Genomic DNA, 24,751 nt, shown 5'->3' with positions numbered 1-24,751 from the left:
ATGACAACGACCGACACCGCAGAATCGGCCTCGGAAGAGGCGCCATCGCCGGAATCCGCTGGGCGCCGCAGCCGACTCGCCCTCATCGCGGCCCTGTACGGCACGCAGAACCTCAGTCTCGGGTTCTTCACCTACGCGTTCCTCACGATCGCCCAGGCCCAGGGGGTGCCTCTCGCAGCGATCGGCACTGCGGCCGGGATTGCGATCATCCTCACGGTGAAGTTCCTCTGGGCGCCGCTGGTCGATCGCTTCGGCTCGTCGCGCCTCGGACACTACCGTGGCTGGCTGCTGGTGACGCAGACCGGTCTGGGGCTCGGCATCGCGACGCTGGCGCTCTTCGATCCGGCTGATGACTTCGGTGCGCTGCTGGGGATGTTCGCGCTGCTGTTCCTGCTTGCGGCGACCCACGACATCGCCGCGGATGCCGCCGCGGTGCGCCTGCTGCGCCCGGCGGAGCGCGGCATCGGCAACGGCTTCCAGTCGGCCGGCTCCGCGGTGGCCCAGGTCGTCGGCGGCGGGCTGGTACTGGTGATCTACCAGTTCGCCGGCTGGCAGGTCGCCGCGCTCGTGCTGGCGGTGTTCAGCCTCCTTCCGCTCCCGCTCATCCTCGCCTGGCGAGAGCGGGAGACCACGGCGGCGCTGCCGGCGCCGCGAGTCACCCTCGGGTCTGCGCTGGCGTTCTTCGCACGTCCGGCGGTGCGCTGGTGGTGCCTGCTGCTGATTCCGGCCTACACGGTCGGGTTCACCGTGGCATACAACCTGGTTCGGCCGATCCTGGTGGCGGCGGGGTGGGACGCCGGGCAGATCGGGGTGGTCGTGGTGATCGGCGGCAGCGGCGTCGGCATCGCCGCGGGGATCGGCGCCGGGTATCTGGTCTCGCGCATCGGCCGCCGGCGCGCACTGATCTGGCTCGGTGTGCTGCAGGTCGTGGCGACGTTCGGGGTGCTGCCGATCGCGCTCGGGCAGACCTCCCCCGGGGTGGTGCTGGGTGTCGTGGCCCTCGCCAACGCCGCGTTCTGCGCGGCCTTCGCGATCGTCTATACGATCTCGATGGATCTCACCCGGCCGGAGAGCGCGGGGACCGACTTCACCTTCTTCACCACCGTCACAGCGATCCTCATGGTGATCGCCGGCGGCCTGGGCATGGTGGCCGCGGGGGTCTTCGGGTTCGTTCCTGTTGCGGTGGCAGCGGGCATCTTGGCGCTGGCGGGCCTGCTGGTCACGATCTGGCGCATCGACAGGGTGCTGGTGCTCTCCGAAAGATGAGCCGCGCCAGAACAGGCAAAAGACACCGCAGCAGGCTGTTTCCGGCGGAAACGGCCTGCCCCGGTGTCAGGCGCCTGCTGCGGTGTCGGGGGACGGTGGCGTCTCGCTGCGCACATCCACCATCACGGCGCCGCTGATCCAGCCGGAGAGGGCGCGTCTGGTGACGGTGAAAGGGACGGTGACGATCGAGCCCAGGAACACGATCGCCAGGAGCACGCCGGCGACGGACTCGGGGAAGGCCGCGTCGAGCACCATCGGCACGGCCACGACGCTCGCACGCAGCACCCGCCGGACGAGCGTCCCGCGCCAGAGGCTGCCATCGCCACCCGGCCAGCGCGGCGCCAGCCAGACGATGCGCTGGCCGAACGAGCCGTCCCCGCGCACCGCAGGTACGTAGATGAGGAATATCACGGTTGCGGCATATATCCCGAGGTCGACCCGTTCGAGCAGCGTCGTGTCGATCTCGCCGCCGAACGAGAGAATCGCGAAACGGATGCTCACGCTCACCACGCCGGACGTGATGGTCACCGCAGACCAGGTGATGAGCATCGACAGCAGGCGGCGCCACGCGGTGATCGGGCGCGGGGTGAGGCGGCGCGAGCTCAGGGCCTCGCGCCGCGGCATCCAGAACAGCAGCGCCGGGGCGATCAGCGCGCCGAGGAACGCGCCGAGCGTGTTCGCCATGAGGTCGTCGACGTCGGCCAACCGGTATGCACACGGGTAGACGAACCACAGCCCGGTCGCCTGCGTCGCCTCGATCAGGAGCGAGGCGAGCGCGCCGCTCAGCGTCGCGATCCCGATCGATCGCTGCAGGTAGCCGCGCACGAGCACGCCCCAGGGCAGGAACAGGACGACGTTGAAGACGACCTGAAGCACCGCGCTCGACGTCAGCGCTGCCCGGGCTCCGACGTCCGCGACCTCCGTCCGGATGTCGTCGACGAAGGCGAACGGACGCAGCTGCATGCCGTCGACGCCGTACTGCGCACACCAGGCCGCGCTGCTCTCGTCCGGCAGCGGGAGCCAGGTGTAGCTCGCGAGGGCGGCGATGTAGACGCTGACCGCGGCGGTGCCGAGAAGCCGGCGGAAGCTGAGGCCGCCGTAGCGTCGGTACTGCACCACGACCGCCGGGACGAACACCGCGGCGAAGACCACGAGCCCGAACAGCACACCGATCTTCGCGGACCACACCCACACGCTCACGCCACAAGCCTGCCTCATCCCGCCCGCCGTGACGGACGCTGAGCATCTCCTGAGAGCGCTTGATCCGCGAGATGATCGCTGTTAGAAAGTAGATCACACACTGAATTAGTTACACGATGAATAATTCAGTTACTCCCACATGAAGGATGGAAGTCATGAGCGTTGAGGACAAGATGTCTGCCGGCATGGACAAGCTGAAGGGCAAGGCCGAGGAGATGGTCGGCAAGATCACCGGCGATGACGAGAAGGTCGCGGAGGGCAAGGCGACCCAGGTCAAGGCCGACGCCAAGAAGGCGGGCGAGAAGGTCAAGGACGCCGCGAAGGACGTGCTGGGCGAATAGCATCCGCCGCTGCCGCGGTTCGAGGATGCGACATCGGGATACACGACAGACAAGGACGACATCATGGGCTTCATCGGATTCCTGCTTCTGGGACTCATCGCCGGAGCGATCGCGAAGGCGATCCTGCCCGGCAAGCAGGGCGGAGGCTGGATCGCCACCCTCGTCCTGGGCGTCATCGGCGCCATGGTCGGCGGCTGGCTCGGCGGCCTGATCTTCAACGCGTCGATGGAGAAGTTCTTCTCCATCGAGAGCTGGGCGTTGGCGATCGGCGGATCGGTCGTCGTTCTGCTGATCTACGGCCTCATCACGGGACGCCGCAGCAAGACCGAGTGAGCGCACCGCTCACCGCACAGGGGCGGCCCGCAGACGCCGTCGCGGGCCGCCCCTGTCGTGTCGCCATGCGGCGATACGCGCAGGGAACAGACGGCGCACTCGACGAAGACCACGCCTCTAGGATGGAGTCGCGAACATGACGATGATCGCCGGCGAGAACGCCGCAGCATCGACGGATGCCGTCACCTGGGCCGAGGTCGAACCGGGGTTCTGGGTCGGCAGCGGTCGGGGAGTCTTCCTCGGGAGCATCGAGCGGGACGGCGACGGGTTCACCTCCCTCGACTCGAAGGGCGCCGGGGTCGGACGATTCCCGGCTCTCGTCGACGCGATGGCCGCGGTCGTCGCCGTCGCGTGACCGCGCAGGGCGATGAGGCGAGCACCAGGGGGACGGACCATGCCGAAGACGATCATCCGGAACGAGGAAGAGCACCTCTACGCCGATCCTCCGGCGACAGCGGGAGGCCGGGCGCTGAGTACGGCGCTCCTGCGCCTGGCCCGCGCCGAACGGGTGCATGAGATCCGCGCGCTGCGCGCCTCTGGTCTCTCCAGCCTCGACCTGCGTGCGCTGCGGTACCTCGTGCAGGCGGCGCGCGACGGGCGCGACATCAGCCCGAAAGATCTCATCCCGATGCTGGGGACGTCCAGCGCCAACGTGACCAACGTCGTCGACCGGCTCGCGAGCAAAGGGTATGTCGAGCGCGTGCGGCACCCCACGGACCGGAGAGCACACCACCTGAAGCCGACCCCCGCCGCGCTCGAGCAGGTCGGGATCGCCGTCGGGGGACACCACGCCGCGCTCGTCGCGACCATCGACGAGATCGATGATGCCGACGCGGCGGTCGCCGCCGACGTGGTGGCGCGGATCGCCCAGGCCCTCGATAAGCTGTCCGACCAGCAGCGCTGAGCGGCGCTGCGTCGGATCGGAAGGAGCTCCATGTCCTCGTCGTTCTGGGATGCCGATGTCGCCGAACTGCTGCGGGTCTCGCCGGGCTTCGCGTTGCGCGACGTCGACCCGGACGCCACTCCCGGCACATCCGGCGGGAAGAAGAAGGGGCTCGCTGAGCTGCAGCTGCGCGCGCAGGACCTGCGCGAGCTGCAGGAGAAGCTCTTCGCGCAGAGCAGGCTCGGCGCCAAGGATCGCGTCCTGGTCGTGCTGCAGGCGATGGACGCCGCGGGCAAGGGCGGCATCGTCAACCACGTCTTCGCCCAGCTCGAACCCTATGGGCTCCAGCTGAGCGCCTTCAAGGCGCCCACCGCCGAGGAGCGTGCGCACGACTTCCTCTGGCGTGTCGAGCCGCGCACGCCCGGCCCCGGCGTGATCGGGCTGTTCGACCGGTCCCACTATGAGGATGTGCTGATCCAGCGGGTGCGCTCGTTCGCGCCGCCGGAGGAGATCGAGCGGCGCTACGGCGCGATCAACGACTTCGAGCGCCGCCTGGTCGACGAGGGCACCCGGATCGTGAAGATCATGCTGCACGTGTCCCCGCAGGAGCAGGCGGAGCGGCTGCTCTCGCGCCTGGACGAGCCGGCGAAGCACTGGAAGTACAACAGCGGCGATGTCGACGAGCGGGTGCTGTGGCCGGAGTACATGGCCGCGTTCCAGACCGCGATCGACCGGACGAACTCCCCGGATGCCCCGTGGTACGTGGTGCCGGCCAATGCCAAGTGGTATGCCCGCGTTGCCGTGCAGCGGATCGTGATCGACACCCTGCAGGGCATCTGCCCGCACTGGCCGGCGGCCGACTTCGACGTCGCAGCGGAGCGGGCTCGGGTCGAGGACACCCTCGACCTGCGCTGGCCCTAGGCTGGCCGGCCGCGCACGGCCGGACCCTCGGCTCCTCGGGCGCGCCGGTGGTAAGGGTACCCTGAGCAGGGCGATCACGCGCCCGTGCGCGGCACCCTGCCCCGCCGGGTCGTCACCGCCGGAGAGAGAGGCCGATCGTGCGGAGTCCTGAGGCAGCCGTCGCTGAGCGTCGTGCGCGGTCCACGCCGCCCCACACGATGCGTTCCTGGCCCCTGCCGCGCGCACGATCCGAGGCCGTGGAGGCCGTGCGCGCCGCGCTGGACGATGCCGCGCCGGAGGAGCGCGCCGGCATCGTCGAGCGCTTCCGTGATCGGGTGCGCAGCATCGGCACCCCGCTGATCGAGGCAGACGACGAGGGCTGGATGCGCGTCACCTTCATCTGGATCGGCGCTGCGCCGCACGGTGTCGTCGTCCAGCTGAACCACGTCAGCGACCCGCTCGACATCGAGGACACCAGACTGGAGCGCATCTCCGGCAGCGAGGTGCACGCGCTCACCCTGCGCATGCCGGACGACTGGCAGGCCGGCTACCTGTTCGTCGTGCTCCCCCAGCCGGTGCCGCCGGTGCTGCACGGTCGCGTGGACATCCGCGTCATCGCGGCTGTGTCGCGCTTTGCGGAGACGGATGTCTTCGCCGCAGAACGGATGCCGAGCAAGGCGAGCATGGCGACGGGTGGACGCGAGATCCCCGCGCACGCCGTCGCGCGCGGCCCGCGGGCGCCGCAGACAGCGCTCTGGCGGAGCGCGCCGCGGGAGACGACCGAGCTGCCCGCCGTGCCCAGCCCCGGCAACGGCGAGCTGCTGGCGCTGCACCACTGGAAGACCCCGGCCGCAGACGACGGCTCCCCGGTGATCCTGCTGGTGGACGGCGAGGTCTGGCGCAGTGCGTTCCCGGTGACGGCGGAGATCGCCGCCCGGCGTGAGCGGGGGGAGTTCCCTGACGTGCACGTGCTCTTCCTCGAATCCGGCGGCCCTGTGCAGCGGGAGCTCGACTACACCGGCGATGCGGACTCCGCCGCGCTTCTCGCCGCCGTCCGCGACGCGGCGTCCGGCGTGGTTCCCGATACGGCATGGATCATCGCGGGGCAGAGCTTCGGCGGCCTCTTCGCCGCGACGTGCGCGACCCGGCATCCGGGTCTTGTCCGCGCTGCCGTCGCACAGTCGCCGTCGTTCTGGTGGCCTGCCCCGCTCACGCCCTGGCGGCGGGACGCCGGATGGTTCGAGGAGCGCTCCGCTGCGACCTCCGGCGCGCCGGTGCTGATCGAGGCCGGCGCGGTCGAGACGATCGTGGTCGAGCGGGCGCGGCCGGCGGCGGCGCTGCTGCGCGCTCAGGGAGCGCTCATCGACTACCGCGAGTATCGTTCCGGCCACGACGTGCTGCAGTGGCAGTCGACGATCGTCGACGCGCTGCGCGATGCGATCTCGGCGACGGCGTAGGCGGTTCCTGCACGTCTTCTGAGCGTGTCGCCGCGGGGGTTCCGCCGGCGCCGGACCTGACGGAGGATCGGGGTATGACGGATGACGACGTGACCTCGGTGGACGATCTGGATCTGAAGCGGTATCTGGGGCGGTGGTTCGAGATCGGACGGCTGCCCATGCGATTCGAAGACGACGGCGCGCGCGACGTCACCGCGGAGTACTCGCTGCGGGATGACGGCACGGTGACCGTCGACAACCGGTGCATCGACGAGGACGGCAAGCCCGTGCAGGCGCTGGGCCAGGCGGTGCCGGACGAGGACCACGCCGGCCGGCTCCGGGTGAGCTTCCTCCCGGCGGTGCTGCGCTGGGTGCCAGGCACGCGCGCCGACTACTGGGTGCTGCGAATCGATGAGGACTACCGCTACGCGCTCGTCGGCACGCCGGACCACAAGTTCCTGTGGCTCCTGGCCCGCGATTACCGGGTGCCGGAGGATATCGAGGCGGAGTACCTCGCCGAGGCGCGTCGGCAGGGCTACGACACGGATCCCTGGATCCGCCCCCACCAGACCGGGAACGTCGTGACGGACGCGGATCTGGCCGACGACGCCGAGTGAGCCGGGCGCGCGGATCGATCTCGCCCGGCCCGGCTCACGGCGGGGTCAGCGCCCCGGTGCGTCGCCGCCGTTCGGCCCGTTCCCGCCCGGCATCCCGCCCCCGGCCGGCTCGGTCGTCGGGTCGATCCGCACCGCGAGCGTCGCGGTGAATCCCGACGATGCGTCGCCGGTGACGGTCGCGAGCTGCAGCACGCCGCCGTCCTCGCCGAAGACGTTGTCGCTGTCGAGAGTGACGCCGGCGAGGTTCTGGGCCGATCCGGCATAGGCGGGGTCGGAATATACGTCGCCGAGCATATATTCGGGTAGGGCGAGCTGCGACGTGGCGATCGCGTTGGCGGCGTCCGACGTCGCTGCCAGGTCGGGATAGACCTCGAAGTGGATGTGCGGCCAGCGGCCTGTGTAGCAGCCGGGCACGATGGAGGTGAAGCTCACCCGGCCGTCGGCATCGGCGATCTGCACGCCGCGGAGCCAGGTCTCTCCTTCCACGCCGCTCGAGTACATCGAGTAGCGCCCCGCGGCGTCGCAGTGCCAGGCGTACACGGCGACCCCCTGGTACGGACGGTCTCCGCCCGACATGTCGGTGAGCGACAGCGCGAAGGTCAGCGCGATGCCCGCGACGGGGGCATTCTGCCCGATGCTGGAACGGATGTCGGCGCGGACGATGCCGGATTCCTCGAGGACGTCCGGCCCGTTGGATCCGTCCCCGGGGTAGGGGCCTGCCGTCTCGTCCGGGATCTCTCCGGCGGGCAGCTCCGCGGTCGCTGCGGGAGCCGCGGACGGGCTCACGCTCGACGACGGCGTTGCGGAGGAGGAGGGGCTCGCCGCGGGGGCAGCGGTCACGGCCGGTGCGCATGCGGCGAGGGCCACGGTCCCCGCTCCGATGCCGAAGAGTCCCAGCATCGACCGCCGGTTCAGGAGGGTGCGCAGATCGAAGCCGACCCCCTGGTCGACGACCTCCTCGTCTGGGCGGTCGAGCAGGCGGCCCTCGTACGCGGGGCCGCTGGGTGTGTGGACGGGGTCGGGGAATCCGGCGGGCATGGGGTCCTCCGTGTCTCTGCGAGCGGCGCTCGGCGGATGGGATAACCCGAGTTTCGACGGTCGGTCTGAGCGGTCACGCCGAGGACGCCCCGCAAAGACTATGGGTGACCTATGGGTTGTCTATGTTCTGCGGGTTGGAAGTTTGCGGATCTTGGTGCGCGTTTTGTCCCCCATGTGGGGGACAAGGATGTAACCTGTTTCCGACGCATCCCGTCCATCGCAGCCTCCGCCGTGCCCCCCGCGTCGGAGGCTGCGGTGTTTTTCCGTTCGCCAGGGGGCTCGCGAAAGAACATTCATGCAACTTTTGCCCCTTCGCGGCACGAGAATGCGTGATCCGGGGACTCATTCGGTTAGCGTGGGCACCATCGATGCGTTCATCATCGATGAAATCCCCCCAGAAGAACGGCAATTCATGAGCACCCAGGGCATCGTCAAGTGGTTCAACGCGGAGAAGGGCTTCGGCTTCATCTCCCCCGATGAGGGTGGTGCAGACGTCTTCGCGCACTACTCCGCCATCCAGTCCAACGGCTACCGCAGCCTCGAGGAGAACCAGCGCGTCGAGTTCGACGTCGCTCAGGGTCCCAAGGGGTTGCAGGCGGAGAACATTCGTCCTCTTTGAGCCACCAACAATGAAGCCCCGGCCAGCGCCGGGGCTTCATGCTTTTCGGGCGGCATGCCCGCGTCGGTCAGCCGAGGAGCAGGCTGCGCAGCTCGGCGGTGTCGGTCACGGTGGCGACCGTTCCCTTCGCTTCGGCGGGCTCGCCGAAGCCCCACGCGGCGAAGATCACCGGAACGCCGTACTCCGCCCCGCCCTCGACGTCGTGATGGCGGTCTCCGATCAGCACCGGCCGGGACAGGTCGATTCCCTCTGCCTCCAGCCGGGAGAGCGCACGGCCCAGCACGGTGCTCTTCGTGTCCAGTACGTCGGGATCCGATGACGCTCCCTCCACGACGGTGAAGTAGCGGGTGAGGTCGAAGTGGTCCAGGATGGCCTGCACCTGGTCGCGCGGCTTGGAGCTCGCGGTCGCCTGCGGGACGCCCCGGGCGTGCAGTTCGCGGATCAGCTCGGGAACGCCGGGATACAGCCGGACGGATTCGGCGTAGTCCGAGCGCGAGGAGAGCGCCCGATAGCGGCGCACCGCCTCGACGGCCCCCTCCGGGCCGAGGCCGGCGCGATCGCGGAACGACTCTCCGAGCGGGGGCCCGATCCAGTGGGTGAGCTCCTCGACAGGGGGCCGCGGCACTCCGAAGGACTCCAGAACCTCGGCGAGGCGGGGGAGGATGCCGGCGGATGCGTCGGCGATCGTGCCGTCGACATCCCAGAGGACGCAGGTGTAGGCGGACATCTCCTCAGCCTAGGCGCGCCCCGCGCCGCTATCCCCAACTCAGGCAAAAACCCGCGCGAACGCTTTCCCGCGCGGCTTTCGGGCGCCGTGCGCAGACTCTGCCTGAGTTAGGCAGGGGCGAGGCGGAAGCGGTTGCGGTGGAACACCAGGATGCCCTCTGCGCTCATCCGGGAGAGCTCGCGCGAGAGGGCCGCGCGATCAGCGTGCAGGTACTCCGCCAGCTGCGCGCGCGAGAGCGGGATCTCGAACACCGCGCCCGCCGACGCCCCCTCGTGCGATCGCAGATACGCCAGCACGCGCTCCCGCAGGGAGCGCTGCGAGACGAGCTCGAGGTGCTCGCGCAGCCGGGTGTTCTTGGCGAGGACTGCACGCAGGAAGTTGTCGACCACGCGCGGGCGCACGGCGCATCGCGAGTATCCGCCGACCAGCCGCTCGGAGTGGAGGAACACGACCCGGACCTCCGTCGCCGCCACCACCACGCGCGATGCGCTGTGCTCGGAGTCCCAGCCGTCGCCGAACAGGCCCCCCGCGGCGATGACGTCGGTGATCGAGCTGGCTCCCTCGATGGTCTCGGTGTTGTCCAGGGCGACGCCGGCCAGCAGCACGCCGATGCGGCCGTCGCTCTCGGCGCTGGAGAGCACCCGGCTGCCGCGGCCGAGGGTGAGCACCTGTGCGCCCAGGCACGAGCGCACGCACGAGAAGTCGTGTTCGTCGAGGCCGTGGAACAGCTCCCCGTCGCGCCATCCCGGCCGGGAGTCCCGGCTCGGCGATACGAGCGGGAGCATCGTGATCGACATCCGCGAATCTCCGTCCTTGTTGCCACGGCAACCGACACAGCCGCACGCGTGACACAGACTATTACGTGTCAGGTAAGCCTGGCCTAACTTTGTCGGCATCGGATGGAAAGAGCACCCGTCACCATGAACCAGGCACGCGCGATCCCGGCCGCCGCGCCGCAGATCGGGGTCTCCGCCGCGCTCGGCGAGCGCTGGCTGGACGATGTGGTCGCCGGCATCCACGCGCACGCCGACGAGCTCCGCGCCGACGCACTGCCCGCAGACCGCGCCGGCGTCGTCTCGGACCGGGTCGTGGCGCTGCTCAGCGGGCTCGGCTGCTTCCGCCTCACCGCCGACCGGCGCGTGGGAGGGTTCGGCGGTGGCGTGGTCGCGGTGGTGCGGATGGCGCTGGCTCTCGCGCCCTATCACCCCGCTGCCGCGTGGAACGGGGTGGTGTCGAACTCGCATGCGGCCACGGCGCAGTGCGTGCCCCGGTCGCCGTGGGCGGCGGATCCGAGCGCCGACGACGATCCGAGCATCCTGTTCTGCGGCGTGTACGGCGGGCTCGACGCGCGGGTCCGTGTCGATGGCACGCGCCTGCTGCTCTCCGGTCGGTGGCCCAACGCGTCGAATGCGTCGCACGCGACATGGTGCACGGTCGACGCGCAGCACGACGATCTCGGCCGGGTCTTCCTGGTGCTGCCGATGAGCTGCTTCACGGTGGCGGAGACGTGGAATGCGATCGGGATGCGCGGCACCGCCAGCCATACCCTCGTCGCGGATGACGTCGAGGTGGTCCGCGGGCAGCTGATGACCGGATCAGAGCTCGAGCGCGACGGCCGCGGCGACACGCTGGCGCTGCGGGTGCCCAAGCCGCTGCGCACCAGCTTCGGGCTGGCGGCGTGCGGCATCGGGGCGGCATCGGCCCTCGCGGCCGCGGTGGCGCGGCGGCTGACCGACCCGCCCGCCCGCCCGCCGCTGCCGTTCGCGACGCCCGCTGACCCGCCGCCGTCGAGTGCTCCGGCGACGTTCGTGCGCGCCGTCCACCGGCTGGAGGGCGCTGAGCGCACCCTGCTGCACGCCGCAGACCTGCTCGACGCGTGCGCCAGAGCGGAGGCGGTGACGCCCCCGGTGATGGCCGCGGCCAGAACGCACCTGTCGGCGGCCGTGCAGGAGGCCGCGGACGCCACGCACGCGCTGTCGTTGATCAGCGGTTCGAGCACCGCTTTCGAGGGGCACGCGATCGGGATGTACTGGCGCGACGCCCACGTGGCACTCCGCCACCCTGCGCTGTCCGCGTCCACCGGTTTCGACCTGGCCGGACCGGCCGCGATCGCCCGGTACGCGCTGCGCTGACACCCGGCCCCCATCCGCTCCCGTCGCGACCGTCGCGCCCGGGATCCATCGAGAAGAGGAACAGCACCATGCCAGATCCTGCCCCCGTCGCCTATGCGCTCATCACCGGGGGGCTCGGCGAGCTCGCGGACCGGCACCCCGTCACGCCCGGCGCCGTGAGCCCTCACCGGACGTACGACGGGGAGGGATTCCGCGTGCGGCACCTCGCCTTCGACGCCGGAGCGGTGCTGCCATCGCACGTGGCTCCGGCGCCGGTGGTCATTACGGTGCTCGACGGCCACGTCACCTTCACGATCGACGGCATCGACGTCGATCTGCCGCGCGGCGCGACCATCTACGCCGACCGTGACGTCCCCCACGAGGTGACGGCGCACGAGCCGTCTCGCCTGCAGCTCACGCTCATCGGCTGAGTCCGCGTCGCGCGGGCCCCGCATCGACAGAACCCCGTGTGCACCGGACCGGGTGCACTCATCCCAGAGAAAGACCGAAACATCACATGAGAATCAGAGCCCTCCCGCTGGTCGCCCTCGTCGCGGCCAGCGCCCTGCTGCTGGGCGGATGCGCGGCGAACACGACGCCGGAGACCCCGGCGGCAACGGCGGACACGACAGCGGACAGCGCCGCGGACACCGGCACCCGCGTGATCATCGACCACACCGGCGAGGAGGTCACGATCCCGGCGAGCATCACCCGCGTGGCTGTCGACGAGATCCCCATCGCCTCCACTTACCTCGCCTACTTCGGTGGCGAGGCCCCGCACCTGGTCGGCATGTCCGGTGGCGTGGTCAGCGCCCTGGAGAACACCGTGGCCGCCGACATCGCTCCCGAGATCCTCGACGTCGACACCAGCTACTTCGACAACGGCGAGCTCAACGTCGAGACCCTGCTCACCCTGGAGCCGGATGTCGTGCTCTACAACGCGAGCAACACCGAGCACGCGGCGCAGTTCGCGGCGGCGGGCATCCCGGCGGTGGGCTTCGTCACCAGCGGCGATCCTGCCACGGTCTACGCCGACTGGCTGCGGCTGCTCGAGGATGTCTTCGACGAAGACGGCAAGATGGACGAGCTCATCGCCTACGGCGAGGATCTGGTCGCCTCGGCGCGGACGAAGAACGCCTCGATCGCCGACGCCGACCGCAAGAACGCGATGATCGTGTTCCGCTATGCCGCGCCCACGCTGATGGTCGCCGGTGAGGCGCCGTTCTTCGGCTCGTTCTGGCTCGCCACCGCCAACGCAGACAACGCCGCGGTCGGCGCGGAGCAGGGGCTGAGCCCCGTGGGCGCGGAGCAGGTGCTCACCTGGGACCCGGATGTCGTCCTCATCGGCGGCGCCGGGCAGGCGCAGCTCACGCCGGAGCAGCTCATCGCCGGGCAGGCAGAGGGCCTCGACCTCAGCGCGCTGGGTGCGGTGCAGCGGGGCGACGTGTACTCGACGCAGCTCGGCATGTGGAGCTGGTTCACCCCGAACCCGGATGCGCCCCTGATCGCCAACTGGATCGGCGCAGCCATCTACCCCGGTCTCTATGCCGCTGACGAGCTGAAGACGATGACGCGCGACTACTACCGGCTCGCGTACGGCTACGAGCTCAGCGATGCGCAGCTGGACGGGATCTTCGCGAACTCGTTCGCTGGATGAGATCTCTCCTGGTCACCGAGGGGCGTCTCCGCGGCACAGCCGTGGGGGCGCTCCTCGCGCTCCTCTGCGGCGTCTTCGTCGCCTCGCTCCTGCTCGGACGCTACCCGCTCGGCATCGACGAGGTGGCGGCGGCGCTCGCGTCGCGCGTGGGCGGGGAGCCGATCCCGCCTCGCCTGGACGCGGTGGTCTTCGGCCTCCGCGTGCCCCGCACGCTGTTGGCGGTGGTCGTTGGTGCGGGGCTCGCCACGGCGGGCGCGGCCTTCCAGAGCCTGTTCTCCAACCCCCTCGCGACCCCGGACACCCTCGGGGTCACGTCCGGGGCGTCGGTGGGGGCGGTCATCGCGATGCTCTGGAGCCTTCCGCTGATCGCCGTGCAGGGGCTGTCCCTCGTCTTCGGCATCGCGGCGGTGGGGCTCACCCTGGCCATCTCGCGGCACCGCGGCCGCAGCAGCATCGTCATGCTCGTGCTCGCCGGTGTCGTGGTGTCGGCGATCGCCAGCGCTGTGCTGTCGCTGCTCAAGCTCGTCGCAGACCCGAACGACAAGCTGCCGCAGATCACGTATTGGCTGATGGGCTCGCTGGCGGCCGCCGACATGGGAACCATCGCCCGGGGCGCGCCGACGATCCTGATCGGCGTGGGGGTCATCTTCGCGCTGCGGTGGCGCCTGAACATCCTCGCCCTGGGGGAGGACGAGGCGCGGGCGACGGGCTCGAACGTGCGGGTGATCCGGATCGCTGTTATCATCGCGGCCACGCTGATCACGGCGTCCGCCGTGTCGATGTGCGGTCAGGTCGGCTGGGTCGGCCTGCTGGTTCCGCACATCGCACGGATGCTCGTCGGCAGCAACAACCGTGTCGTCATCCCGATGAGCATCGGATTGGGGGCGATCTTCCTCGTCGTGATCGACGTCATCGCCCGGACGCTGACCGCATCGGAGATCCCGATCTCGGTGATCACCGCGTTCGTCGGTGGCCGATTTTCATCGTCCTGCTGCGCCGGACCGGAGGTTCTGCCGCATGACGCTGCGTGTGGAGAAGGCCACCTTCGGGTACGGGCGGCGGGCGGCGGTGGTCGACGACCTCTCGTTCGAGCTGCCCGCGGGGCGGCTGCTGGCGGTGCTCGGCCCCAACGGGGTGGGCAAGACGACGATGCTGCGGTGCATGCTGGGGCTGCTGCGCTGGCGGGCGGGACGCACGACCTTCGACGGTGTCGACATCGCCGCGATGAGCGACCGCACGCGGTGGCAGACGTTCGCCTTCGTGCCGCAGGCGCGCAACGCCGCGTCGCTGGAGATCACCGGCCTGGACATGGTGACGATCGGCCGTGCGTCGCGGATGGGCACGTTCGCGCAGCCGTCCGCTGCGGATGCCGACCGGGCTTCGGCGGTGATGGAGCGCATCGACATCGCGCACCTGCGTGATGTGCCGTGCGGTCAGATGAGCGGCGGCCAGTTCCAGATGGTGCTGATCGCGCGCGCCCTCGTGGGCGAGCCGCGGGTGCTGGTGCTGGACGAGCCGGAGACCGGTCTGGACTTCCGCAACCAGCTGGTCGTGCTCGACCTCCTGGAACGACTGGTCCGGGAGGAGGGGCTGGCGATCGTGATGAACACCCATTACCCCACCCATGCGCTGCGGGTCGCGGACGCCGCGTTGCTGCTGGCACCGGGTGCCCGTCCCGTCTTCGGCGCGGCCCGCGATGTGGTCACGCCGGAGCGGCTGGCCGCATCGTTCGGGGTGCGGGTGGAGATCGCCTCCGTCGAGGTGGATGCAGAGCAGCATCGCGCGGTGCTGCCGATCTCGATCGTCGACCGGCCGGGACGGTGATCGCGGCGGGGTCAGAACAGCGTGGGCACTCCCGAGTCGATGCCCTTCATCGCGGCGTAGTCGAGCACGAGGCAGCGGATTCCGCGATCGGTGGCGAGCACGCGCGCCTGCGGCTTGATCTCCTGCGCGGCGAACACTCCCTGCACGGGGGCCAGACGCGGGTCGCGGCCGAGCAGCTCGAGGTAGCGGGTGAGCTGCTCGACGCCGTCGATGTCGCCGCGCCGCTTGACCTCGACGGCGATGGCGACCCCGTCGGCATCGCGGACCAGGAGGTCGACAGGCCCGATCGCGGTCGGGTACTCGCGGCGCACCAGCGTCGCGCCGTCCGCGATGAGGTCGACCTGTTCGGCGAGGAGACGCTGCAGGTCGGCTTCGACGCCGTCCTTCTGCAGACCGGGATCGATTCCCAGATCGTGGTTGCTGTCGTGCAGGATCTCGAAGATCTGCACCCGCAGGGCGTCGCCGGTCTTCTGGTGCACCACGCGCCACACCTCGGTGACGCCGGCCTCCGTCTCATCCTCGCGGGGCGTCTCGGCGTCGAGCCGGCACGGCGGGCTCATCCAGTTGAGCGGCTTGTAGCTGCCGCCGTCGGAGTGCACCAGCAGGCTGCCGTCGCCCTTGTGCACGAGCAGGCGCGTGGCCATCGGCAGATGGGCGTTGAGACGGCCGGTGTAGTCCACGCAGCAGCGGGCGATGACGAGGCGCACCCGTCGAGCCTAATCCCCCGCCGCGGCCGTCACGCGCGCTCGGCCGACGGATGCTCCTTCTCGTCGTCGCGCAGCGGCCGGGCGGCCCCGGAGGCGAGGCCGGAGAGCGCCACGAGCACGACGAGGATGTAGAGCGTGTTGAGCAGGCCGATGTGGTCGCTGATGACCCCGAGCACCGGGGGGCCGGCGAGAAGGGCCACGTAGCCGATCGTGGCCGCCGCGCTCACGCGGGCCGCGGCGCGAGCCGGGTCGTCCGAGGCGGCCGACATGCCGAGCGGGAAGCCGAGCGACGCGCCGATGCCCCACAGCGCGGCGCCGAGGAAGACGAACGGCAGGGACGGGGCGAGGATGAACAGCAGGATGCCGCCGGTCGCGGCGACGGCGAGCACGCGCAGCACCGCGACGCGGCCGAACCGGTCCACGAGCGGACCGCCGAACACTCGCACGAGCGTCATCGCGATGGAGAACACCACCAGCACGCTCGCGCCGACCGCCGGACCGCCGCCGTGGTCTTCTGCGGTGGCGAGCGCGAGCCAGTCGTTGGCGCCGCCCTCGGCGAAAGACATCCCGAGCATCACGATGCCGAGCGCGTAGGTGCGCGGCTCACGCCATGCCGACAGCGCGACGCCGAGGCGGTCGCGCCAGCCGGGGCCGTCCTGTTCCGCGGCCTCGTCGAGGGTCTCGGCGCGGCGGGGCACGTTGGCGATGCTGGTGATGCCGACCACATAGATGAGGGCCGCGATCACGAGGGTGTGGCCGGCGACGTCGATGCCGAAGCGTGCGGCAAGGGCGCCGAGCGACGCGCCGAGCACCGTTCCCAGGCTGAAGAAGGCGTGGAACAGCGGCAGGATCGTCTTCCCCGCGTGCTGCTCGATCGCGGCCGCCTCGACGTTCATCATCACGTCGACGGCGCCGTTGCCGAGTCCGAACAGCAGCAGGGCGATGAGCACGACCGCCATCGAGCCGATCACGTTGGTGCCCAGGCCCAGCAGCAGGATGCCGGTGCCGAAGGTCAGGATCGCGACGAGCATGCTGCGCCGGGCGCCGAAGCGCGCCAGCATGGCTGGTCCGGCGGAGAGTCCCACGATGGCAGCGACACCGCAGCCGAGCAGCAGCAGGCCGACCTGGGACCGATCGATGTCGAGCGCCGAGCGGATGTCGGGGATGCGCGATGCCCACGTCGCCACCGACATCCCGCTGAGCAGGAAGATCGCGAAGACCGCGGTGCGCCAGCGGATGTACTGCGAGTGGGTCAGTGCGGTGTTCACCGGAAGAGCTTACCGAATCGTTTCGATGTCAGGAAACACGCGAAAGACGGCAATGGAGGGAGAGCTATCCTCGAAGCATGAGCCGCAGCGCCGCAGAGCCAGGGGCGCGCCAGCGCAAGCCGGCGCGCGCCACCATCTCCGATGTCGCCCGGCGCGCGGGCGTCGCGGCGTCGACGGCCTCTGTCGTGTTCAGCGGCAAGGCGAAGGTGTCCGAGGACACCCGCCGCCGGGTACTCGACGCCGCCGCAGAGCTGGGCTACACCGGACCAGACCCGCGAGCAGCGTCGCTGCGACGGGGGAGCAGCGGCATCATCGCCGTGATCATGGAGGGGCCGCTGCGGCGGGCCTTCCTCGACCCGGTCAACATCGCCACGATGGACGGGATCACCGACGCTCTCGCGTCGATCGGATCCGGGGTGCTGCTGCTGCGCTGCGATGCGGTCGGTGACGGCCCCACGCTGGCCACCGCCCCGGTCGACGCGGTGGTGCTGCTGGCGGGCAGCAGTCCAGAGCTCGTGCGCCAGGCGCAGGAGCGCGGGCTGCCCGTGGTCTCTGTCGAGGCATATGCCTGTGAGGGAATATCGCGGATCGAGCTTGACGACCGCGCGGCCTCCGCGCGCATCGCCGAGCACCTCCAGGCCCTCGGGCACGAGCGGGTCGCTGTGCTGTCCCTGCCGCGGGGGCGCGACGGCACCCGCGGCTGGGCAGCCGCGGAGCAACTCGACCGGATCCGGCTCGCTGTGACCCGCGAACGGCTCGCCGGGGTCCGCGCGGTGTTTCCCGACGCGCCGGTCTACATCTCCGAGAACAGCTCGATCGACGAGGGCGCTCTCGCCGGGCGTGCGATGCTCGCAGACCCCGCGACGCGCCCGAGCGCGATCCTCGCCCAGAGCGATCTGCTGGCGGCCGGTGTCGTCCGCGCCGCGGAGGAGCTCGGCATCCGGGTTCCCGATGAGCTCAGCGTCGCCGGTTTCGACGGGATCGCCGTGGACGGATTGGGCGGTCGTGAGCTGACCACGGCTGTGCAGCCGGCGGTGGAGAAGGGGCGCGCGGCGGGGGAGGCCGTGGCACGGATGCTGCGCGGCGAGGCGCCGTCGACGGTGCGCCTGGAATGCGCCTTCCGGGCGGGGTCGACGACCGCCTCCGCACCGGAAAATCTCCGTCACTGAAACCATCCGGTCACATTGACCCCATAAAATGGTTCTGAACCGCCCGCCTGCGCCCGTAACGCGGCCGACGAGCTGAAGGAGCCCACATGCTGACGCTCCTCCTTGTGTTCGCTCTGGGAGCCCTGCTTCTGCCGCTCCTGATCCGGTGGATCGGGGAGCGCGCCTTCACGGTCGCCGCGCTCATTCCGCTGGCGGCATTCGTTCACGCCCTGGTGCTGACGCCGAAGGTCCTCGCCGCGGGGGCCGACCCCGCCGCTGTCCCGTACGAGTCGGTGGCGTGGATCCCGCAGCTCGGCGTCAACCTTTCGATGCGGATGGACACGCTCAGCTGGGTGATGACGCTCATCGTCACCGGCGTCGGGGCGCTCGTGCTGCTGTACTGCCGCTGGTATTTCCGCGGCCACGCCCACGGGCTCATGGTCTTCGCCCCCGTCCTCCTCGCCTTCGCCGGTGCGATGTACGGCCTCGTCCTCACCGACGACTTCGTGCTCCTGGTGATGTTCTGGGAGACCACCAGCGCGCTGTCGTACCTCCTGATCGGGCACTACCACGCGCGCCAGTCCAGCCGGCGCGCCGCACTGCAGGCCCTGATCGTGACGACGCTCGGCGGCCTGGTGATGTTCGTCGGCGTCGTTCTGCTGTGCGTCGACACCGGCACCACGAGCATCTCCGGCATCCTCGCCGCTGCGCCCACCGGGCCCATCGTCGACGCCGCGCTGGTGATGATCCTCGTGGGCGCGCTGAGCAAGTCGGCGATCTTCCCGTTCCACTTCTGGCTGCCGGGCGCGATGGCAGCGCCCACCCCGGTGAGCGCGTACCTGCACGCCGCGGCCATGGTCAAGGCCGGGATCTACCTCATTGCCCGTCTGGCTCCGGTGTTCGCCCTCTCGGCGACCTGGCATCCGGTGGTCATCCCGCTCGGGATCTTCACGATGCTGCTCGGCGGCTTCCAGGCTCTCCGGGAGACCGACCTCAAGCGCATCCTCGCGTTCGGCACGGTCAGCCAGCTCGGCTTCTTCGTCGTCGTGCTCGGCATCGGCACCCCCGCGGCGGCGCTCGCCGGACTCGCGCTGGTCATCTCGCACGCGCTCTTCAAAGCAGCCCTGTTCCTCGTGGTCGGTGTCATCGACCGTCAGCTCTCCACGCGTGACATCACCGAGCTCTCCGGTGTCGGGCGTCAGGCGCCGTCGATGGCCGTGGCATCGTTCATCGCGGTGGGTTCGATGATGGGCGTCGCGCCCACCCTGGGATTCGTGGCGAAGGAGGCCACGCTCGGCGCGCTCCTGGAGGCTGCCGCAGAGGGCTCGGTGTGGGGCCTGGTCTCGCTCATCGGCGTGATCCTCGGAGCCGTCCTCACCGCCGCATACGGATCGCGGTTCCTGTGGGGCGCGTTCTGGCGCAAGCGCGACGGCAACGGCCAGATCCTGCCGGACACCGAGTGGCCGGATCCGCCGGTGGGCTTCCTCGGCGCCCCCATCGTGCTCGGCGCGCTCTCGCTCGGCCTGGGCCTTGCCGCGCCCCTGGTCGACACCGCGCTGCAGGGCTACGCCGCAACCGTCGCGCCGATCGGCCTCAGCGGTGAGCCGGGCGAGACGGGGCACCTTGCGCTGTGGCACGGCTTCGAGCCGGCGCTGTTCATCTCCATCGGGGCGATCCTGCTCGGCATCGGCCTGTTCCTGCTGACCCGCCGCAGCGGCTGGGACCTCAAGCCACGTCTGCTGCCGTTCACCGCCTCCGACGTGTACTCGCTGCTGATGCGCGGCGTCGACCGGATCTCGGTGCTGGTGACGTCGGTGACCCAGCGCGGCTCGCTCCCGGTGTACGTCGGAACGATCTTCCTCGTGCTGGTCGCCGCAGAGCTCACCGCGCTGCTCGGCACGCCCCAGCAGCGCCTGGAGCTTTCGCTCTGGCACACCCCTGCGCAGATCGCCGCCGGTCCCATCATGATCGTCGCCGGCATTCTCGCCGTGCTCTCGCGCAAGCGCTACACCGGTGTCGTGCTCGTCTCGGTGACGGGACTGGGCATGGTCACGCTGTTCGCCACGAGCGGTGCTCCCGACCTCGCGCTCACGCAGATCCTCATCGAGACCGTCACGCTGGTGACCTTCGCGCTCGTGCTGCGGCGCCTGCCATCGCGGCTCGGTCAGCACAACGCGTCCGTCGGGCGTCTGCCGCGTGCCTTCCTCGCGATCGCCGTCGGGGCGACGATGGCCGTCGTCGCGATCGTGGCGACCCAGGCCAGGGTGGCCGAGCCCATCTCGCTGGCCTTCCCCGACCTCGCCTACACCCTCGGCCACGGCAAGAACGTCGTCAACGTCGCCCTCGTCGACCTGCGCGGCTGGGACACCATGGGCGAGCTGTCCGTGCTCGTGCTCGCGGCGACGGGCGTGGCGTCGCTGGTGTTCGTGACGCATCGCGCCGATATGCTCTCCAGCGCGCGTTCGCTGCCCGCCGCCAAGCGGCGCCGCGGCCGGCTGCGTCCGCTCGTCGAGACCGACGACGGCGTGCGCTTCCAGACCGCCGAGAACAGCAGCGCCCCGCGGGCGTGGCTCGTCGGCGGGCAGCGGATGGACCAGGCCGAACGCTCGATCCTGCTCGAGGTGATCGTCCGCATCCTGTTCCACACCGTGATCGTCGTCTCGATCTATCTGCTCTTCGCCGGGCACAACCTCCCCGGCGGCGGGTTCGCCGGGGGCCTGGTCGCCGGGATGGCACTGGTCATGCGCTACATCGCCGGCGGGCGGTGGGAGCTCGGCGCCGCAGCGCCCGCCGATGCCGGGCGCCTCCTCGGCGTCGGCATGGTGCTCGCGGTGGGCACAGCCGTCGTGCCATTGCTGTTCGGGCAGGCCCCGCTCACCAGCACGGTCTGGGAGGCGGAGGTCTGGGGTCTCGGGCACATCGAGTTCGTCAGCTCGACGATCTTCGACATCGGTGTCTATCTGGTCGTCATCGGCCTGGTGCTCGATGTCCTCCGCAGCCTCGGCGCCGAGGTCGACCGTCAGCTGGCCAACGACCGCCGCCGCATGACCCCGGCCCAGCGATCGGGGGTCAACGTCTGATGGACATCTCGCTCACCCTCGTCATCGTGATGGCCGTGCTGTTCGCGGCGGGCGTCTACGCGATCATGGAGCGCAGCCTCACGCGCGTGCTGATCGGCTTCCTGCTGCTCGGCAACGCCACGAATCTGCTGCTGATGATCGTGATGGGCGTGCCGGGGATCGCGCCGTTCTTCGGCGACGCAGACGAGCAGGCCATGACCGATCCGCTGCCCCAGGCGCTCACCCTCACCGCGATCGTCATCACCTTCGCCGTCTCGGCGTTCCTCCTCGCCCTCATCTACCGCTCCTGGCAGCTCGGAGACGCCGACACCGTCGAGGACGACGACGCCGACATCGCCCTGCGCGAGCGCACCGACGAAGAGGACGAGACGATGGAGGACTCCGGCGACGAGTCCGACGACGACGCCACCACCGACTTCGTCGAGGAGACCCTGCCGATCCGCGTGCTGCACGGGCAGGACATCCTCGGCATCATCGACGACGCGCCCATGAACCTGCCCACGGCCGCCGCGCGGGAATGGCTCGCGGGCGACCGGGCGCGCGCCGCCGACACCGAACCATCGGGGCCGGGGGCGGCCCCCGCGTCCGATGACACAGACACCGACGGAGAGGGGGAGCGCAGATGACCTACGCCTCCCTCGTGCCGCTGATCGTCACCCTGCCGCTGCTGGGCGCGGCGGTCTCGCTCATCTTCGGCCGCCGCGCCAAGCTGCAGGCCGCGGTGTCGATCATCACCCTCGTGCTGGTCGCCGTGATCGCGACCGTGCTCCTCGTGGTGGTCGACGGCAGCACGCCGCTCGCGGTGTCCGTCGGCGGTTGGCCGATGCCCTTCGGCATCCTGCTCTACGTCGACCGGTTCGCCGCGCTGCTCGTGCTCGTCTCGAGCATCGTGCTGGTGGCGGTGCTCCTGTACTCGATCGGACAGGGCGCCGCAGACGGCCTCGACGACACGCCGATCTCGATCTTCAACCCCTCGTACCTGATCCTCGCCGCCGGCATCTTCAACGCCTTCATCGCGGGAGACCTGTTCAACCTCTATGTGGGCTTCGAGATCCTGCTCGTCGCGTCCTATGTGCTCATCACGCTCGGCAGCACAGAGTCGCGCATCCGCACCGGCGTGGTCTACATCGTCGTCTCTCTCGTGTCGTCGATCATCTTCCTCGCCGCGATCGCCCTGATCTACGGCGCCCTCGGCACCGTCAACATGGCGCAGATCGGCGAGCGGATGGGAGAGCTGCCGCAGGAGGTCCAGCTCGTCCTGCACCTGATGCTGGTGATCGCGTTCGGCATCAAGGCCGCGATCTTCCCGGTGTCGTTCTGGCTGCCAGACTCCTACCCGACCGCCCCCGCGCCGGTCACCGCCGTCTTCGCGGGCCTGCTGACCAAAGTCGGCGTCTACGCGCTGATCCGCACCGAGACGCAGCTGTTCCCCGACAACAGCATCGACATGCTCCTGCTGATCATCGCGCTCGCCACGCTCGTGGTCGGCGTGCTCGGCGCCGTCGCGCAAGCCGAGCTGAAGAGGATCCTGTCGTTCACGCTGGTCAGCCATGTCGGCTACATGATCTTCGGCCTCGCCATCGCCACCCCGGCGGCGATGGGGGCGACGGTGTACTACATCGTGCACCACATCGTCGTGCAGACCACGCTGTTCCTCGCGGTGGGGCTCATCGAACGCCGTGCCGGAAGCACGTCGCTGTTCCAGATCAAGGGGCTGATGGCTGCCGCCCCGGTGCTGGCGGTGCTCTACCTCCTTCCGGCGTTCAACCTGGGAGGGATCCCGCCGTTCTCGGGCTTCATCGGCAAGTTCGCGCTGTTCGCCGCCGCCGCGGAGGTCGGCACCCCGATCATGCTCGTGCTGATCGGCGGCGGCATCGTCACCTCGCTGCTCACCCTCTATGCGCTCATGCGCGCGTGGAACCTGGCGTTCTGGCGCGAGGACGACGACGCATCGGAGACCATCACGCGTCTCTCGCGGGCCGGCTCCGACGATGAGCAGCAGGAGAGCCGTCGCATCCCGCGCGTGATGACCTTCACCACCGCCGGCATGGTCGGGGTCACCCTGGTGCTGACCATCTTCGCCGGGCCCATCTACGCCCTGTGCGACCGGATCGGCCAGGGGCTCCTCGAACCCGTGACCCTCGTGCAGGTCGAGGAGGACGGCTCATGAGCCCGCAGGAGAGCTGGCGGGCCTTCGCCACCGATTTCCGGCACCAGCTGCCGTTCCTGCTGTGGCTGACGCTGCTGTGGATGCTGCTGTGGCAGCAGTTCACCGTGCTCTCGGTGGTGACCGGCATCCTGGTGGCGTTCTTCGTGACGCGGGTCTTCCGCCTGCCGACCATCGAGCTGTCCGGGCGGCTCAACCTCTTCTCCATCGGCGTGTTCGCCGTGCAGTTCCTCGGCGCCGTGGTCTGGGGCGCCGTGTCGGTGGCGTGGCAGGTGCTGCGGTTCGGGCAGAACGCCGGCACCGCCATCATCGCCGTCCCGCTGCGCTACGCCGACGACCTCGTGATGACCCACGTCGCGGTCACCGCATCGCTGATCCCCGGGTCCGTGGTGCTCGAAGCCGACCGCGACCGGCGCATCCTCTACCTGCACGTGATCGGCGTGAAGAACATGGACGACGTCGAGAAGCAGCGCGCCGGCATCCTGCGGTGGGAGCGTCGCATCGTTCGTGCGGTCGGATCGCCGCAGCAGTTCCGCGCGCTGCGGGCCGACGAGCGGGCCCAGCGCGCGACCGCCGTGGAAGGAGGTGGGCGATGAACATCCTCCTGGGCGTGATCTTCGCCGTGTTCGCGATCGCCGCGATCCTGACCGTGGTGCGGATCGTGCGCGGGCCCTCCATCCTCGACCGCGCCGTCGCCTCCGATGTGCTGCTCACCGAGGTCATGTGCGTGCTGGGGGCGGAGATGGCGATCAATCAGCACACGCGCACGCTGCCGGTGCTGCTCATCGTCGCCGCGGTCGGGGTCTTCGGCTCGATCTCGGTCGCGCGCTTCGTCGCACGGAGGGACACCCCGAGCTCATGAACGCCTTCCCCGTCTTCAGCGATGCCGTGACGGCCGACCCTGCCGGGGCCGACCTGCCGGTGCTGAACCTGTTCCACATCGAGGTGCCGGGGCCGATCGTCGAGGTCGTCGTGCTGCTGCTGATCCTGGCGGGGGCGCTGCTGTGCCTCACCGCGGCGATCGGCCTGCTCCGCTTCCGCGATGTGCCCACCCGACTGCACGCGGCGACCAAGCCGCAGGTGCTCGGCGTGCTGCTGATCCTCGCCGCCATCGCCCTGTCGCAGCGGTCGGTGGTCGGCATCCTGCTCGGCGTGGTGATGGTGCTGCCGGTCGCGCTCATGCAGCTGGCCACCGCTCCGCTCTCTGCGCATATGGTGGGCCGGCAGGCCTACCGCAACGGACGTATCGAGCACGGCTCGCTCGTCGTCGACGAGCTCGCCTCGGCGCGCGAGACGCCGCCGGGCGCCGGCGGCTGACCCAACTCAGGCATTCCCCCGCGTCCGCCCCCGGATCCGCCGTTTCCGGCATGCCGGGGCTGTTTCTGCCTGAGTTCGGTGTGTGCCAGACGGTTGTCCACACAAGCGCGGC

At 70.1% G+C, this 24,751-nt stretch carries 26 protein-coding genes and 1 pseudogene; 21 read left to right on the top strand and 6 right to left on the bottom strand.

Annotation, left to right across the window (positions count from 1 at the left end; all coding sequences use genetic code 11):
* Entirely contained in the window at positions 1-1,266 is a 1,266-nt protein-coding gene (locus AC3RXY_RS11400; RefSeq protein ID WP_491511045.1) for an MFS transporter, read from the top strand.
* A gap of 66 nt (positions 1,267-1,332) precedes the next feature.
* Here AC3RXY_RS11400 and AC3RXY_RS11395 read toward each other — a convergent pair whose 3' ends face one another.
* Positions 1,333-2,466: a VanZ family protein gene (locus AC3RXY_RS11395; protein WP_491511044.1), complete on the bottom strand. Its 1,134-nt coding sequence runs from the start codon at positions 2,464-2,466 to the stop codon at positions 1,333-1,335.
* A 155-nt stretch (positions 2,467-2,621) separates the two neighbouring features.
* On the opposite strand from AC3RXY_RS11395, the gene AC3RXY_RS11390 reads away from it, so the two are divergent.
* The 7 genes from AC3RXY_RS11390 (at position 2,622) to AC3RXY_RS11360 (ending at position 6,976) form a co-directional block, all read left to right on the top strand.
* Positions 2,622-2,807 (top strand): CsbD family protein, encoded by a 186-nt coding sequence (locus tag AC3RXY_RS11390; protein ID WP_491511043.1) that lies wholly within the window; start codon positions 2,622-2,624, stop codon positions 2,805-2,807.
* Between the two features lie 63 nt (positions 2,808-2,870).
* A complete protein-coding gene (locus AC3RXY_RS11385; RefSeq protein WP_491511042.1) occupies positions 2,871-3,140 on the top strand; it encodes a GlsB/YeaQ/YmgE family stress response membrane protein in 270 nt (89 codons plus the stop codon).
* A gap of 136 nt (positions 3,141-3,276) precedes the next feature.
* Entirely contained in the window at positions 3,277-3,495 is a 219-nt protein-coding gene (locus tag AC3RXY_RS11380; RefSeq protein ID WP_491511041.1) for a hypothetical protein, read from the top strand.
* A gap of 39 nt (positions 3,496-3,534) precedes the next feature.
* Positions 3,535-4,044 carry a MarR family winged helix-turn-helix transcriptional regulator gene (locus AC3RXY_RS11375; protein WP_491511040.1) on the top strand — a complete coding sequence of 170 codons (510 nt, stop codon included), beginning with the start codon at positions 3,535-3,537 and terminating at the stop codon, positions 4,042-4,044.
* A gap of 30 nt (positions 4,045-4,074) precedes the next feature.
* Positions 4,075-4,944 (top strand): PPK2 family polyphosphate kinase, encoded by an 870-nt coding sequence (locus AC3RXY_RS11370; RefSeq protein ID WP_491511039.1) that lies wholly within the window; start codon positions 4,075-4,077, stop codon positions 4,942-4,944.
* Between the two features lie 137 nt (positions 4,945-5,081).
* On the top strand, positions 5,082-6,380 hold the full coding sequence (locus AC3RXY_RS11365) for an alpha/beta hydrolase-fold protein (RefSeq protein ID WP_498224676.1): 1,299 nt from the start codon (positions 5,082-5,084) through the stop codon (positions 6,378-6,380).
* A gap of 74 nt (positions 6,381-6,454) precedes the next feature.
* Complete coding sequence (locus AC3RXY_RS11360; RefSeq protein ID WP_491511037.1) at positions 6,455-6,976, top strand: lipocalin family protein; 522 nt, start codon at positions 6,455-6,457, stop codon at positions 6,974-6,976.
* A 45-nt stretch (positions 6,977-7,021) separates the two neighbouring features.
* On the opposite strand, the gene AC3RXY_RS11355 is transcribed toward AC3RXY_RS11360, so the two are convergent.
* A complete protein-coding gene (locus tag AC3RXY_RS11355) occupies positions 7,022-8,014 on the bottom strand; it encodes an intradiol ring-cleavage dioxygenase (RefSeq protein WP_491511036.1) in 993 nt (330 codons plus the stop codon).
* 412 nt (positions 8,015-8,426) lie between these two features.
* Here AC3RXY_RS11355 and AC3RXY_RS11350 point away from each other — a divergent pair, with 412 nt between their 5' ends.
* A complete protein-coding gene (locus tag AC3RXY_RS11350; protein ID WP_491511035.1) occupies positions 8,427-8,633 on the top strand; it encodes a cold-shock protein in 207 nt (68 codons plus the stop codon).
* A 67-nt stretch (positions 8,634-8,700) separates the two neighbouring features.
* On the opposite strand, the gene AC3RXY_RS11345 is transcribed toward AC3RXY_RS11350, so the two are convergent.
* Positions 8,701-9,360 (bottom strand): HAD hydrolase-like protein, encoded by a 660-nt coding sequence (locus tag AC3RXY_RS11345; protein ID WP_491511034.1) that lies wholly within the window; start codon positions 9,358-9,360, stop codon positions 8,701-8,703.
* Between the two features lie 107 nt (positions 9,361-9,467).
* On the bottom strand, positions 9,468-10,157 hold the full coding sequence (locus tag AC3RXY_RS11340; protein WP_491511033.1) for a Crp/Fnr family transcriptional regulator: 690 nt from the start codon (positions 10,155-10,157) through the stop codon (positions 9,468-9,470).
* 123 nt (positions 10,158-10,280) lie between these two features.
* On the opposite strand from AC3RXY_RS11340, the gene AC3RXY_RS11335 reads away from it, so the two are divergent.
* The 5 genes and pseudogenes from AC3RXY_RS11335 to AC3RXY_RS11315 all read left to right on the top strand — a co-directional run bounded on the left by AC3RXY_RS11335 (position 10,281) and on the right by AC3RXY_RS11315 (position 14,952).
* On the top strand, positions 10,281-11,492 hold the full coding sequence (locus AC3RXY_RS11335) for an acyl-CoA dehydrogenase family protein (RefSeq protein WP_491511032.1): 1,212 nt from the start codon (positions 10,281-10,283) through the stop codon (positions 11,490-11,492).
* A gap of 68 nt (positions 11,493-11,560) precedes the next feature.
* Positions 11,561-11,902 (top strand): cupin domain-containing protein, encoded by a 342-nt coding sequence (locus AC3RXY_RS11330; protein ID WP_491511031.1) that lies wholly within the window; start codon positions 11,561-11,563, stop codon positions 11,900-11,902.
* A gap of 86 nt (positions 11,903-11,988) precedes the next feature.
* The gene (locus AC3RXY_RS11325) at positions 11,989-13,128 is read left to right on the top strand and encodes an ABC transporter substrate-binding protein (RefSeq protein WP_491511030.1); all 1,140 of its coding nucleotides are present in this window, start codon (positions 11,989-11,991) and stop codon (positions 13,126-13,128) included.
* A pseudogene (locus AC3RXY_RS11320) lies at positions 13,125-14,090 on the top strand (FecCD family ABC transporter permease); the annotation flags it as partial. The gene AC3RXY_RS11325 and the pseudogene AC3RXY_RS11320, both read left to right, overlap by 4 nt.
* 55 nt (positions 14,091-14,145) lie before the next feature.
* Positions 14,146-14,952: an ABC transporter ATP-binding protein gene (locus AC3RXY_RS11315; RefSeq protein WP_491511029.1), complete on the top strand. Its 807-nt coding sequence runs from the start codon at positions 14,146-14,148 to the stop codon at positions 14,950-14,952.
* 11 nt (positions 14,953-14,963) lie between these two features.
* Here AC3RXY_RS11315 and nucS read toward each other — a convergent pair whose 3' ends face one another.
* Both nucS and AC3RXY_RS11305 read right to left on the bottom strand, forming a co-directional pair.
* Positions 14,964-15,659, bottom strand: coding sequence for an endonuclease NucS (nucS, locus tag AC3RXY_RS11310; RefSeq protein ID WP_491511028.1), 696 nt, complete (start codon positions 15,657-15,659; stop codon positions 14,964-14,966).
* A 29-nt stretch (positions 15,660-15,688) separates the two neighbouring features.
* Positions 15,689-16,927: an MFS transporter gene (locus tag AC3RXY_RS11305; protein ID WP_491511027.1), complete on the bottom strand. Its 1,239-nt coding sequence runs from the start codon at positions 16,925-16,927 to the stop codon at positions 15,689-15,691.
* A 77-nt stretch (positions 16,928-17,004) separates the two neighbouring features.
* Here AC3RXY_RS11305 and AC3RXY_RS11300 point away from each other — a divergent pair, with 77 nt between their 5' ends.
* The 7 genes from AC3RXY_RS11300 (at position 17,005) to mnhG (ending at position 24,639) form a co-directional block, all read left to right on the top strand.
* Positions 17,005-18,096 (top strand): LacI family DNA-binding transcriptional regulator, encoded by a 1,092-nt coding sequence (locus AC3RXY_RS11300; protein ID WP_491511026.1) that lies wholly within the window; start codon positions 17,005-17,007, stop codon positions 18,094-18,096.
* Between the two features lie 86 nt (positions 18,097-18,182).
* Complete coding sequence (locus tag AC3RXY_RS11295; protein ID WP_491511025.1) at positions 18,183-21,155, top strand: Na+/H+ antiporter subunit A; 2,973 nt, start codon at positions 18,183-18,185, stop codon at positions 21,153-21,155.
* Positions 21,155-21,781: a Na(+)/H(+) antiporter subunit C gene (locus AC3RXY_RS11290; protein WP_491511024.1), complete on the top strand. Its 627-nt coding sequence runs from the start codon at positions 21,155-21,157 to the stop codon at positions 21,779-21,781. Before AC3RXY_RS11295 ends, AC3RXY_RS11290 begins: the two co-directional genes overlap by 1 nt.
* Positions 21,778-23,325: a Na+/H+ antiporter subunit D gene (locus AC3RXY_RS11285; protein WP_491511023.1), complete on the top strand. Its 1,548-nt coding sequence runs from the start codon at positions 21,778-21,780 to the stop codon at positions 23,323-23,325. Before AC3RXY_RS11290 ends, AC3RXY_RS11285 begins: the two co-directional genes overlap by 4 nt.
* On the top strand, positions 23,322-23,918 hold the full coding sequence (locus tag AC3RXY_RS11280; protein ID WP_491511022.1) for a Na+/H+ antiporter subunit E: 597 nt from the start codon (positions 23,322-23,324) through the stop codon (positions 23,916-23,918). Before AC3RXY_RS11285 ends, AC3RXY_RS11280 begins: the two co-directional genes overlap by 4 nt.
* Positions 23,915-24,184, top strand: a complete 270-nt coding sequence (locus AC3RXY_RS11275) for an MrpF/PhaF family protein (protein ID WP_491511021.1) — start codon at positions 23,915-23,917, stop codon at positions 24,182-24,184. The genes AC3RXY_RS11280 and AC3RXY_RS11275 overlap by 4 nt, the downstream gene beginning before the upstream one ends.
* Entirely contained in the window at positions 24,181-24,639 is a 459-nt protein-coding gene (gene mnhG / locus AC3RXY_RS11270; protein ID WP_491511020.1) for a monovalent cation/H(+) antiporter subunit G, read from the top strand. Before AC3RXY_RS11275 ends, mnhG begins: the two co-directional genes overlap by 4 nt.
* Positions 24,640-24,751: the final 112 nt, after the last annotated feature.

The organism is Microbacterium longlingense, assembly GCF_058349825.2.
This window is presented reverse-complemented; position numbering and strand designations above follow the sequence as displayed.